Origin of the sequence: Nocardiopsis suaedae (assembly GCF_027706745.1) — a bacterium.
Taxonomy (GTDB): Bacteria; Actinomycetota; Actinomycetes; order Streptosporangiales; family Streptosporangiaceae; genus Nocardiopsis_A; species Nocardiopsis_A suaedae.
In genome coordinates this window covers 36,764-49,038 of record NZ_JAQFWP010000022.1, presented here as the reverse complement: position 1 = coordinate 49,038, position 12,275 = coordinate 36,764, and the positions used below count along the sequence as shown (strand labels likewise).

The 12,275-nt window shown below is 74.7% G+C and carries 9 protein-coding genes; 5 read left to right on the top strand and 4 right to left on the bottom strand.

The window, feature by feature from the left end; all coding sequences use genetic code 11:
- Window positions 1–146: 146 nt before the first annotated feature.
- Together O4U47_RS13555 and O4U47_RS13550 are read left to right on the top strand one after the other, a co-directional pair.
- Window positions 147–965 (top strand): SAM-dependent methyltransferase, encoded by an 819-nt coding sequence (locus tag O4U47_RS13555; protein WP_270678195.1) that lies wholly within the window; start codon window positions 147–149, stop codon window positions 963–965.
- Window positions 966–1,223: 258 nt separating this feature from the next.
- Window positions 1,224–2,408, top strand: coding sequence for an NAD(P)/FAD-dependent oxidoreductase (locus O4U47_RS13550; protein ID WP_270678194.1), 1,185 nt, complete (start codon window positions 1,224–1,226; stop codon window positions 2,406–2,408).
- A gap of 212 nt (window positions 2,409–2,620) precedes the next feature.
- Here the strand turns inward: O4U47_RS13550 and O4U47_RS13545 are convergent, their stop codons facing one another.
- From O4U47_RS13545 to O4U47_RS13530, 4 genes are all read right to left on the bottom strand, one after another.
- Complete coding sequence (locus tag O4U47_RS13545; RefSeq protein ID WP_270678193.1) at window positions 2,621–3,238, bottom strand: TetR/AcrR family transcriptional regulator; 618 nt, start codon at window positions 3,236–3,238, stop codon at window positions 2,621–2,623.
- A 400-nt stretch (window positions 3,239–3,638) separates the two neighbouring features.
- On the bottom strand, window positions 3,639–4,355 hold the full coding sequence (locus O4U47_RS13540) for an MOSC domain-containing protein (protein ID WP_270678192.1): 717 nt from the start codon (window positions 4,353–4,355) through the stop codon (window positions 3,639–3,641).
- Window positions 4,356–5,914: 1,559 nt separating this feature from the next.
- Window positions 5,915–6,844, bottom strand: a complete 930-nt coding sequence (gene add / locus O4U47_RS13535) for an adenosine deaminase (RefSeq protein WP_270678191.1) — start codon at window positions 6,842–6,844, stop codon at window positions 5,915–5,917.
- Window positions 6,841–7,785, bottom strand: a complete 945-nt coding sequence (locus tag O4U47_RS13530) for a nucleoside hydrolase (RefSeq protein ID WP_270678190.1) — start codon at window positions 7,783–7,785, stop codon at window positions 6,841–6,843. Before O4U47_RS13530 ends, add begins: the two co-directional genes overlap by 4 nt.
- Window positions 7,786–7,925: 140 nt before the next feature.
- On the opposite strand from O4U47_RS13530, the gene O4U47_RS13525 reads away from it, so the two are divergent.
- The 3 genes from O4U47_RS13525 to O4U47_RS13515 all read left to right on the top strand — a co-directional run bounded on the left by O4U47_RS13525 (window position 7,926) and on the right by O4U47_RS13515 (window position 12,139).
- On the top strand, window positions 7,926–8,921 hold the full coding sequence (locus tag O4U47_RS13525) for a LacI family DNA-binding transcriptional regulator (protein ID WP_270678189.1): 996 nt from the start codon (window positions 7,926–7,928) through the stop codon (window positions 8,919–8,921).
- A gap of 623 nt (window positions 8,922–9,544) precedes the next feature.
- On the top strand, window positions 9,545–10,291 hold the full coding sequence (gene cas6e, locus O4U47_RS13520) for a type I-E CRISPR-associated protein Cas6/Cse3/CasE (RefSeq protein WP_270678188.1): 747 nt from the start codon (window positions 9,545–9,547) through the stop codon (window positions 10,289–10,291).
- A gap of 801 nt (window positions 10,292–11,092) precedes the next feature.
- Window positions 11,093–12,139 carry a LacI family DNA-binding transcriptional regulator gene (locus tag O4U47_RS13515; RefSeq protein WP_270678187.1) on the top strand — a complete coding sequence of 349 codons (1,047 nt, stop codon included), beginning with the start codon at window positions 11,093–11,095 and terminating at the stop codon, window positions 12,137–12,139.
- Window positions 12,140–12,275 lie beyond the last annotated feature (136 nt).

The window sequence follows — 12,275 nt, the reverse complement described above, 5'->3', positions numbered from 1 at the left end:
TTCTCGTGGACGCTCTCGGAAGCGGGCGGGAACGCCAGCGGCGCAGGCGTTCCCACCCTCCTCTCGCGCTCTCCCTCGCCATTTGCGGGGCTGCTGCGGCCGGACCAGAATGGCGCTCGGCTATAAGGATCAGGAGTGCCACGGCGATGACGAACACACCCCCCACGCCCGGCGGCGGAGCGATCGACACGAGTGTCCCGCACAGCGCGCGCATCTGGAACTACTGGTTGGGCGGCAAGGACAACTACCCGGTCGACCGTGAGGCGGGGGACCGCTTCCTGGAGGTCTTCCCCGGCATGGCGCAGGGCGCCCGGGAATCGCGCGCGTTCCTGAAGCGGACCGTGCGGTACCTGGTCGAGGAGGCAGGGATACGCCAGTTCCTCGACGTCGGGACGGGGCTGCCCACGCACGACAACACCCACGAGGTCGCCCAGGCCTGCGCGCCGGAGTGCAGGGTGGTCTACGTCGACAACGACCCGCTGGTGCTCACACACGCCCGCGCGCTGATGACCGGCACTCCGGAAGGGGCGACCGACTACATCCACGCCGACCTGCGCGAGCCGGAGGCCATCCTGAAGGGGGCGGCCGCGACGCTGGACCTCGACCGCCCCGTCGGGCTGATGCTCATGGGCATCCTCGGGCACGTCGCCGACCTGGAGGAGGCCCGGGGCATCGTCCGGCGCCTGCTGGCGGGGCTGCCGCGCGGGAGCCACCTGACGGTCAACGACGGCACCAACGTGCTCAGCGACGCCAACGTCGAGGCGCACGAGCGCTACAACCAGAGCGGCGCGGTCCCGTATGTGCAGCGCAGCCCTGAGGAGATCGCGTCCTTCTTCGAAGGGCTGAAGCCCGTCGAGCCCGGCGTGGTGATGGTGACGCGCTGGCGGCCCGAGGCGGGGGAGGGGCCCTTCGCTGTCGAGCCGCCCGAGGTGGACGGGTTCGGCGGGATGGCGCGCAAGGCCTGAAGGGCTCATCGGCTCTGCCGACCGCCCCCCGGTGCTCCGCCGGGCCACGCCTCTGCCAGGGGAAACGGGGCGGCGCGGTACCGGGGGTCCACTCGGGAACCGGGCATTCGGGAATCTACCTCGTAAAGGTGGCGATGTGGGCGTTTCTCACGAAGGCCCACGCGCGGCGGCGGGTCGGCCACTACAGTTGCCTGCCATGCGGACGCCCTGGAGCGCAGGCCGCACCCGAGCCCTCACCCCCGAAGGACGATCGATCCCATGGACGACTACGACGCCATAATCATCGGCGCGCGCTGCGCGGGATCCCCGCTCGCGATGCTGCTCGCCCGCTCCGGCGCCAGGGTCCTGCTGCTCGACCGGGCGACCTTCCCCAGCGACACCGTGTCCACCCACTACATCCACCACGCCGGGGTGGCGCGCCTGGCGGCCTGGGGGCTGTTGGACGAACTGCGCGCCTCGGGGTGCCCGCCGATCGAGCGCGTCGCCTTCCACGTCGCCGGGACCGTCCTCGACGGCCTGCCGCCCGAGGTCGACGGGGTCCGCACCGGCTACGCGCCGCGCCGGACGGTGCTGGACACGATCCTCGTCGAGGCCGCGGCGCACGCGGGGGCAGAGGTGCGCCAGGGGGCGTCGTTCCGTGCGCCGCTCTACCAGGGAGACCGTGTCGCGGGAGTGACCTGCGCCGCCGGAGGGCGCGAGTTCAGCGCCCGCGCGCGCGTGGTCATCGGAGCGGACGGCAAGCACTCCACACTGGCGCGCGTGGTGGGGGCCGAGACCTACGCGGACGAGGGCGTCCAGGGGTGCATGTACTACGCGTACTGGAGCGGGCTGCCCGACGAGGGGTTCCGTGTGTACACGGGGACGGGGTGCACCGTCATCGTCATCCCGACCAACGACGGCCGCACGGTGGTCGCCGTTGGCTGGCCCCGTGAGGCGTTCGGGCGGGTCAGGGCGGACGTGGAGGGGCACTACACCGAGGCGCTGCGGGAGGCCGTCCCGGGCCTGTACGCGGCGCTGGCGCAGGGGGAGCGGGAGAGCCGCATCGTCGGCGACGGCGGGCTGGCCAACCGGTACCGCACCTCCTCCGGCCCGGGGTGGGCGCTGGTGGGGGACGCCGGGCACGTGAAGGACCCGCTGTGCGCGCTGGGCATCACCGACGCGTTCGTCCAGGCCGAGCTGCTGGGCGAGCGGCTCATCGGAGCCCTGGGGGAGGGGCCCGAGGCGGTCGACCGTGCGACGGCCGACTACGCGGCCGAGCGCGACCGGCGCACGTCGGTGTCCTTCCGCACGTGCTCAGGACTGGCCAAGGGGGAGATGCCCGAAGGGCTGCCGGAGGCGATGAAGGAGGCGGCCGGGGACCCGGACCGCGTGGCCGAGTTCTTCGGCCTGCAAGCGGGCCTGGTCTCGTTCGAGGAGTTCCTCGCGGGCACCGCCCGCAGCTGACCGGTGTCGGTGCTTGGGTGGGCTGCAGGGCTCGTCAGGGGGCCGCTGGCTCCGCTCCTTGGTACTGCGTGGCCCCGGATCGGCCCGGTACTGCAGTCGGTCTCGGGGCGGCGCCTGCCGTCCTTGGAGGCTCCTGTCCGTCGGAAGTTCGGCAGGCGCCTTCCGAAACGGTCATCCGCGTCAACACTCATTCGTGTCGACGCTCGTCCGGGTCACCCGAAGGCGGTGTCGAGTTGGGCGTCCAGGGCGGTGACGGCGTCCTCGGGGCTGCATTCCCGGGTGAGAATCTGCGTGCCCAGGCCCTCGGCGAGGGCCAGAAGCGCTACGGCCGCAGGGTAGGGGGCGGGGACTTTCGAGCGCGCCGGGGCCCCACCTGCGCCCGCCTGCTTCGCCCCTTCCGCGCGCGCTGAACGGATGAGGTCGGCGATGTGCGCGCGCAGGGGCTCGGGGTCGGGCAGCACGGCCCCGGCCACATCCGAGTGCACGGCGGCGTGGGCCTGGAAGGCGAGGGCGGCCTTGCCTTCCACTGCGCGTTCGCCGTCCAGGGGGAGGAGCTGCATGAGGAACCCGCGCACGCTCTCTTTGGGCGGGAGGGTGTCCGGGCGGGCCTGTTCGAGCCGGTCTTGCACGCGTTCGGCCACGGCCCGCAGGGCGAAGGCCATCATCGCGTTCTTGTCGCGGAAGTAGTGCTGGACCATGCCGGTGGAGACACCGGCCTCGGCGGCGACCTGGCGCAGGCTCACCGCCTCCAGTCCCTGGCGGGCGGCGACGCGGATGAGGGCGTCGGCGATGCGGGTCCGGCGGGCGTGGTGGTCGACCGTCTTCGGCATGGCCGCCAGTTTTTCACGATGCGGACGCAATGACACCCGAGGGGTGGGGTTTTTGCATTGCAATCGTACTGGAAAAACCGACGGCACCCCCTCTGAGGAGCCCGCCCATGCCCGATGAGGCCGCACCCGTGCCGGAATCCATGATCCGCCTGCCGCTGTAACGCCCCGGCCCGCTAGCGCCGCCGAGCGCCTACGCCGCCCTACGCGGAATGCCCCCGTCGCCGCCGCCCGTACGGTCGGCGGCGCGGAGTCGGAGTCGCGCTTGCCGGGGTTGGCTCTGGCGGTCGAGCCGGCGAACATCCCGCGGGAGGCGTCGATGGTGGACGAGGGCCCGGGGGAGCTGCCCGTGCGCTGGTGACCGGCACGGGCCGTGCCCCCGCCTGCTCGCGGCTCGCCTGCCCTAGAGCCCGATCTCATCCCCGGTCGGGCCTGTGCCCGGCGCCCTGCTCTCCCCTCCGTCCGCACCGGAGCGCGCCCGCCGGGCACGTGCGCGGTCCAGGACCTCCTTCCAGGCGGTCGCGGCATCGGGCAGGGCGACGATCCGCTCCAGCAGGCCGACGTCGGCCGCGCGCCCGGCGGCGAACCCGGCGGCGGAGGTGATCCCGTGGTCGGGCCGGTGCACCACCTCCACGGGGTCGCCGGCGCGCACCCGCCCTTCGTCGAGGACGCGGAGGTAGACGCCGAAGCGCCCCTCCTCGGTGAAGGACGTGACCCAGTGGTTCTCACCGATCCAGGCCTGGAACACCCGGCAGGGGGTGCGCGGCAGGGTGACCTCGAGGAGCGTGGTGCCGACGCGCCACTGCTCGCCGATCACGGCGCCGGTGACGTCGACCCCGACGGTGGTGAGGTTCTCCCCGAAGGCCCCGTCGCGGAGGGGGCGCCCGAGGCGTGCCTGCCAGGCGTCGAGGTCTTCGCGGGCGTAGGCGTAGACGGCCTTGTCGGGCCCGCCGTGGTGCTCCCGGTCGGCCTGGTCGTCCCCGTCGAGCCCGAGCAGCCCGACGACCACCGCCCCGGCGGCGGACCGTTTGTCGATCGCCGTCCGTTTCATCCTCCCGGCCCAGTCGGCCTCGATGACGGGTCCCGTATTGACCGATGCGATCGTCCCCTCGCTGTGCATGGGGGAAGCCTAGTGGGAGTGATCATCGACCGCCCGCCGTTCCCGAGGCGGCCACCGGTGCCGTCGACGGGAGTGGCACCGAGGAAAGGGATGGTCCCCTTCTCCGGGCCCCGACCGTCCGGCGGGTGGGCGGGGTGCCGGGTATCTTGCGGCGACGAAGAAGGGCACCGGCCCTTGCGGCGGCGCTGTCGGCCGCCGGGCGTGTGCGTGGTCGCCGTGATCGGCGGCGACGGAGTCGGCGGGCGGTTCCCCGGGGCCTGCTCGCCGGGCGCCGGGCTCCTCGCGGTCCGGGTGGGCGGTGCGGCCGGGAAGGTGGGGCTTGTTCGTGTTCGTGGCGGCCGCCGGGTCTGAGCCTCGGGGCCTCGGGCAGGGCCGTCCGGGGCGGGAGGGTCCCGCATGGTGCGACGGAGGGGCCGGGGTTCGCCCTCTCCGGCGCCCGGGCCCGCCCCCGCCGGGCCCGCCCCGAATCCGGCAGCACGCTGACCTGGGCGAACACTCCGCGTTAAGGGTGGGCGGGAGCGGGAAACGTGCTCAGCGACGCCCGCGAGGGCTCCGGGCGTGCGAAGTCGACGATTCCAGAACAGGTTCTGGAACTGGAATGCCCGGTTCGTGCCCGTCCGGGCGGTCCCGGTGGGGCACCGAAGCGGGGGCGCGGCAGCCCGGGCGTCCCCGCTGGGCGCCCGGGGGGTCGCTCCCGGCCGATGTCGCCTACACGCAGTGACGACAGGGGTAGCAAACGGTCCCGGTGTGCCGCTTGGGGTCCTTCTGGAGGCAGAACGTGTTCTGGAGTCGTGATGACCGCGCACCCCCGCTGCCCGCGCCGCCGCCCCGGGCCTCGAACAGGGTGAGGGAGGAGCTTCCGCGGCCCAGGAAGCGGACGAACCGGACGCCGGGCGGGTAGCGGCCGGATCGGAACCCGCCTTCCGGGCGCCACGCCGGGCCCGGGACCGTCCCGTGCGGCGAAAGAGGCGCTTTCCGTGTGATCGCGTGGCGAATCCGCCACACATCACCGCCGGAACCTCCCCCTTGTGACCGATATGCCCGGAATGCGGGACTGGGTCGCCCCATCAGGAGCACGGGCGCGCGCCCGCTCCCCGACGGCGCCGCCCCCGGACCGCAAGGAGCCCGCCGCCCGGCAAGCAGGCCCAGGGAACCACCCCGCTTCCGCCGTCGCCGCCCATCACGGTGACCACGCACACGCCCGGCGGCCGACAGCGCCACCGCAAGAGCCGTGGACCTTTCCTCGTCGCCGCCCTCCGCCCTACACCCCGGCGACCCGCCGCCCACCCGGACCGCGGGGAACCCGCCACCCGGAAGGCAGGCCCGGGGAACCGTCCGGCTCGGCCGTCGCTGCTCCTCGCCTGGCATCCCGGTGGCCGGGCGGCTGACCGGGGCCGAAAGCGGGGAACCACCTGACCGGGCGCCGCTCCTCGGGGGGATCGCCGGATGGGCGTGCGCCCCAGCGTGGTCCGGGGCCCCACCGTGGTTCGACGCCCCGGCGTGGTCGTCCACCGGCGTGCCCGCGAGCCGCAAGGTGAGGCGTCAAACAGGATGGGCCGTCAAACGGTGAACGCTCCGGCGCGGGCGTTCTCGTGGCAGCGGGTCTCCTCGGGCCGGTCCCAGCCGAATTCCTCGCGCAGTTCCCGGAACTCGCGGTCGAGGCTGGTCGCCGACGTCGTGCGGGCGTCGGTGGACACCGTCACGGCGAACCCCTCGGACAGGAGGCGGTCGGCCGGGTGCACCGACCGGTGGGCCACAGCGCCCGTCTGCACGTTGCTGACCGGGCACATCTCAAGTGTCACCGCGTCCGCCTTCAGACGGTCGAGCAGCGCGTGCTCCTCGACCGATCGGACCCCGTGCCCGATCCTCCGCGCGCCGAGCACCTCCAGTGCCTCCCACACGCTCTCCGGGCCTGCGGCCTCCCCGGCGTGCACCGTGACCGGCAGCGACGCGGCGTGTGCCGCCTCGAACGCGGCGCGGTGCGGCGTCCCCGGGCGGCTCTCGTCGCCGGCCAGGTCCAGGCCGGACACGGTCCCCATGTGGCGCACGGCCGCATCGGCGACCTCCTCGCTGACCCCGGGGGACTGGTGGCGCAGGCAGCACAGCAGAAGACCGGTCTCCACGCCCGTCGCCGCGGCTCCCTCCTCCAGCCCGCGGGCGGCGGCCGCGACCGCGCCGTCCATGTCCATGCCCTTGCGCGTGTGGAGCTGCGGGGCGAAGCGCACCTCCCCGAGGGCGACGCCGTCGGCATGCCAGTCCTCGACCAGCTCACGGGCGCCGCGCTGCAGCGCTTCGGGGCTCTGCAGCACCTCCAGCACCGGGTCGATGTAGGAGATGTAGGCCATCAGGTCGCCGCAGTCGCGGGGTGCGGTGACCATCTGTCCGACCGGGCGGTCGAATACGACGCCCTGCTCGCGGGCCAGCTCGGCGACGGTGGCCGGGCGCACGGACCCGTCCAGGTGGCAGTGGAGTTCGACGCGGCCGGTCATGAGCGGCCTCCCCGGCCCAGTGCGTCCATGAGCAGGGCCTTGAAGCCGTCCTCGTCCACGCGGCGCACCAGGGCCAGGTTCGGCGCGTCGGCGACGCCCCGGCGGTCGGGGCTGGTCTGGCCGCGTGTTCCGGGGGCGAGGCTGACCTGGACGTGCGCCTCCTCGGAGTCGGTGACCAGCTCGGGCCGGAGCGCGACGGCCATGGCGACCGGGTCGGGCAGGTCGTATCCGGCCAGTCCGGTGACCGTGGTGGCCCACTCGGCGACCTTGCGGTTGATCTCGTGGGCGAAGGCGGCGACGGGTGTCCCGAGGCCCCGCAGCCGCTCCTGGTCGGCGGGGGTGATCACGGCGTCCTTCCGGGAGACGTCCCAGCCGACCCAGGTGACCCGGTCGGGGGTCGCGGCCTCGGCCACGATCTGCGCGGCCTCGGGGTCGGCCCAGGCGTTGAACTCGGCGGTGGCGCTGATGTTGCCCACCATGTCCGGGGCGCCGATCATGCACACGACGTGCCGGAACCGGGTGAGCAGCGACCGGTCGCGCAGGAGCGCGGCGGCGATGTTGGTCAGCGGCCCGAGGGCGACGAGGGTGAGCTCGCCCGGGCGGCGCCGGGCCAGGTCGAGGATGGCGTCCACCGCGTGTTGCCCGCTCGGGGCGGCGGCGGGGTCGGGCAGGCCGATGTCGCCCATGCCGTCCTCGCCGTGTACCTCCTGGCCGGTGTGCAGGGGGCGGAGGATCGGCCGGCCGCACCCTTCGTGGACGGGCACGGCGCCCGCGTCGGCGCGTTCGAGGCTGATCAGGGCGTTGCGGGTGGCCAGCGGGAGGGGGACGTTCCCGGCGACGGTGGTGACGGCGCTGATGCGCACCGACGGGTCGAGCGCGGCGAGCAGCAGCGCCACCGCGTCGTCGGAGCCGGTGTCGGTGTCGATGAGCAGGTCGGGCATGCGGCCTCCGGTGCGTCCGGGGAGGAGTCTAAACGATTAGAGTGACCCCGTTACGATGAACCGCGCGCCCCGGCGGTGTCAAGGCCGGGCGCGGCGGGCGGGCGCGCCGGACGCCGCCCGGGAGAGGGGGGACGGCGCTCATGGCGGTGACCATGGCCGACGTGGCCCGCAGGGCCGGGACCTCGGTCGCGGTGGTCAGCTACGTGGTGAACGGCGGTCCCCGGCCGGTCGCGGCGCGCACCCGGGAGCGGGTGCTCGCCGCCGCCGCCGAACTGGGCTATCGCCGCAACCGGGTGGCGGCGGCGCTGCGCTCGGGGTCGTCGGGGCTGGTCGGGGTCGTGCTGCCGGACGCCGCCAACCCGTACTTCGCCGCGCTCGGCCGGGCGCTGGAGGCGGCGCTCTCCCGGTCGGGGCGGCTCACGGTCGTCGCCACCACCGGCTACGACGCCGAGCGGCAGGCGGAGGCCGTCGAGCGCATCCTCGCCGCCCAGCCCGACGGGCTCGTCGTCGCCTCCGCGGACGGGGCCGACGACCCGGCGCCGGCGGCCGCTGACGCCGGCGTGCCGGTGGTCGCGGTCCACCACCGCCCCGAGGGGGCGCGGGCGGTGCTGGTCGCCGCGGACGACCGTGCGGGGGTACACGCGGCCCTGGAGCACCTGCGCGGGCACGGCCACGAGCGCATCGCGTTCCTGGCGGGGCCGGCCGACGATGGGCCGGTGGCCGAGCGGATGCGCGCCTGGCGCGAGTCGCCCGCCGCGGGGGAGCTCCTGCGCTGCGGGTATGCGCGCGGGTCGGCGGCGCGCCTGACCGCCGGTCTGGCGGCGCGGGGGGAGCTGCCGCGCGCGCTGCTCGCCGCCACCGACGAGCAGGCGGTGGGCGTGCTCGCCGCGGCGGCCGCCGCCGGTGTGGCGGTGCCGGAGCGGCTGGCGGTGGCGGCCTGCGACGGGACACCGGACGCGGCGTTCACCGTGCCGTCCCTGACCGCGGTGGAGCAGCCTTTCGAGGAGGTCGCCGAAAGGGCGGTCGCGGTCCTCCTCGGCGGCGAGGAGCCGAGGGAGCGGCCGTGCGGCCGCCTGATCCCCCGCCGGAGCTGCGGATGCCCCGAGCCGGGCTTCGCCGATGTGCTGGAGGGGTGAAGGGCGCTCACTTCGGCCGTGGTGCGCGCCTTGGAGCGGTGAGCGGTGGATGCCCCGTTCGGCGAGGTCGGCCCGACCGTTACGGCGCTGGGACCGCCCGGTGCCGCACTCGGGTCTCCTGGTCGGTGCCCCGCCCTTCCGGTGGAGGCGGCCGGCCGCCGCCCGAAAGCGGCTCGCCGGTCAGCTCCCCGGCGGCGGTCTGGTCCGGGGGCGTAACGAAACCGCCGACCTACCCGAACGCGGACCACGCCACCCCGGCGGACACTGGTCGTGTCCGCCCGAGCGGTGGGACTTGCGGTGGTCATGGCCGCCGTCCGGGGTGTGACGGGAGCATGGGCGGACTCGTCCTTGCGGCGATCTCCGGTGGGTCGTGTCCTCAATCGGCCAGCCCTGGTGCTCCGCCGCGGATCGCCGTCGGCGGGCGTTAGTATCGCTCTCCGTGCCGTCCGACGACGGCCGGGGCTCGGGCGCTCGAACGGCGGTTCCGCCGAGCGGTCGGCGACGATCCGTCCATGCGACGGCGCGGCTTCTCCGCCGTGTGCCCGACGGCCGACGACGCCGCGCGAAGCGTGACCGGCCGCGCGCCCGTCGGCCGCCGTCGGTGAGATGACTGGAGCGGATCGTTGTTCCTGAGCCGGGTCCCCGTCAACGAGATGTCGCGCGCCTTCCGGCGCGACTACGCCGATGTCCACGACATGCACCGCACACTGATGAGCGTCTTCGGCGAGGCCGGCGTGGACGCGGCCGCGCGCCGCCACCACGGCCTGCTCTGGCGCATGGACGAGGTCGGCGTCGCCCGCGTGGGAGAGGGCACCGCCGCCCGCTCTCTGCTCGTGCAGAGCCGGGTGCGGCCCGACTGGACCCGCCTGCCCCACGGCTACGCCTCCGGGCGGATCAAGGTGACGTGCCTGCAACCGGTCCTGGCGGCGGCCGTCCCGGGCGGGCGGTTCGCCTTCCGCCTGGTCGCCAATCCGACCCGCAGCACCCCGCCGGTCGGCGGAGCGCCGGGCGGCCGGGCGCGCGGGAAGCGGCGGCCGATCCACGATCCCGAGGAGCAGGTGGCCTGGCTGATCCGCCAGGGCGAACGGCACGGCTTCGTCATCCCCACGGCCTCCGACGGCGCCCCGGACGCGGCCGCCGAGCCGCGTCCCGCGCTCGTCGGCAGGAAGGTGGACCAGCGCTCCAAGGCGCGCGGAGACTCCCGCCTGAAGATCTCGATCCTTCCCGCGGCCTTCGCCGGTCGGCTGATCGTCACCGACCCCGGGGCCTTCTCCGAGGCGGTCAAGGAGGGCATCGGCAGGGCCAAGGCGTACGGGTGCGGCCTGATGGGCCTGGAGCCGGATCTCTCCGCGGTCCGGCGCGCCTCGTGAGCGCGGCGGCGCCGTGGGGGTGACGCGGCCCGCCGGGGGCCAGGAAGCGGCAGGCGAGGGAGGGCCAGTGCACGGCCGGAGCGGGGCGGGCGGGGACGCCCTGGGGAACGGCGCCCCCGCCCTGGGAACACCCCGCAAGGTCGGCGTCCGCGGCGGAAGCGGAGGACCCGCACCGCGGCGGCGTCGGCCAAGAGGGCCCGTGGCCATGCCGCGCCGCCCGTTCCATAGGGCGAAACCGACGGCGGACACCGCGCCGGGTGGCGCGGCCGCGGCGACGACCGTGCGCACGCTCCCGTGGGAGTCCCCGGGGGGTCGGGGGACCGTGCCGCCAGGCCTGCAGGGGGGAGTCGGCCGTCGTCGGCTCGGCCACCGAGAGGTCCCGGTGGGAGGCACAGATGCATGCTGTCACGCGCCGGGGGCCCACGCAGCGGTTTCCGTGAATTGATCGCAAGGCGGGCCGGAGGTCCCGGCCCGCCGGAGCACCCGTCCCGAACCGGACGCCGGTGCGGCCGCGCGCCGCCGGTGGGCCGCCTCTGTATGTTGGGTGGCTCACGCGCGGCGGGGACGGGGGGCGGAGCGGGTGCGGCGTGGGGAAAAACGTTTCAATTCCCGTCTCGTCGAACGATGAAGTGTCCCTGCGGCCACCGCCTGGGGAATGCGGCTCGGTGGACCGGCGTCGCACACACACCACTCCCCTCGCAAGCCCCGTTGCCGCACCGCCATTGACACGTTTCAATACCGCCTGAAAGGATGAACGGGCACACTCGTGACCTCTGGCCGTGACTCCTGGGAAGGGCAGCGGTGGAACCGAGCGAACGCGCCGACCGGCCCGTCGGCATCAACGACGTCGCGGCCCGCGCGGGCGTGTCCGCCGGGACCGTCTCCAACGTGCTCAACCGCCCCGAGCGCGTCTCCGAGGCGACCCGCCGCCGGGTCGAGCGCGCCATCGAGGAGCTCGACTACGTGCGCAACTCCTCCGGGCGCAACCTGCGCTCGGGGCGCAGCGACTCCATCGGCCTCGTCGTCCTCGACGTCACCAACCCGTTCTTCACCGAGGTCGCCCAAGGGGTCGAGGACGTCGCCGCCGAGGACGGCCTGGCGGTCGTGCTGCTGAATTCGGCCGAGCGCAGCGACCGGCAGCGGCGCTCGGCCCGCCTGCTTGCCGAGCAGCGGGCCGCCGGAGCGGTGGTCATGCCCGTCGACGGTGACACCGCCGACCTGTTGTGGCTGCGCAAGCAGGGGGTGAGCGGGGTCCTTCTGGACCGCGGCGACGTCGGCCCCGAAGTGGCGTGCAGCGTCTCGGTCGACAACCTCGCCGGCGGGGCGGCCGCGGCGCGCCACCTGATCGGTCTGGGGCACGAGCGCATCACCTTCCTGAGCGGGCCCGAGGGGCTGGAGCAGTGCCGCACCCGGCTCCAGGGCCTGCGCGAGGGCCTGGCCGAGGTGGGCATCGACCCGGAGGCGGCCGTGCGCGTGGTGCACACGGCCCAGCTCAACGCCGAGTCCGGGGAGAAGGCGGTGGAGGAGGTCCTGGCCGGAGGGCCGGGGCGGCGCCCGACCGCCGTGTTCTGCGCCAACGACCAGCTCGCGCTCGGCGTCCTGAAGGGGCTGGGGGAGCGCGGCCTGAGCGCGCCGAGCGACCTGTCGGTGGTCGGGTACGACGATGTGGCGCCCGCCTCCCTGGTGCATCCGGGGCTGACCACGGTGGCCCAGCCCAAGTACGAGCTGGGCTGCGCGGCGATGCGCCTGCTCCTCGGGGAGCTGCACGACCCCGACCACACACACGAGCGGGTGCGCTATACCCCGGAACTGGTGGTGCGCGGCTCGACGGCGGTCAACCGGCGCTGAACCGGCGCTGATCCGGGGCGCGGGGCCGGGCAGGGACTCAGGGCGGGCGGAACCCGCCAGGCCCGCCGGTGGTCCGTCGGTCCAGGCGCGTTCCGCGACGGCCACGCCGCGCGCACCGGAGGCCGGTGGTCGGGCG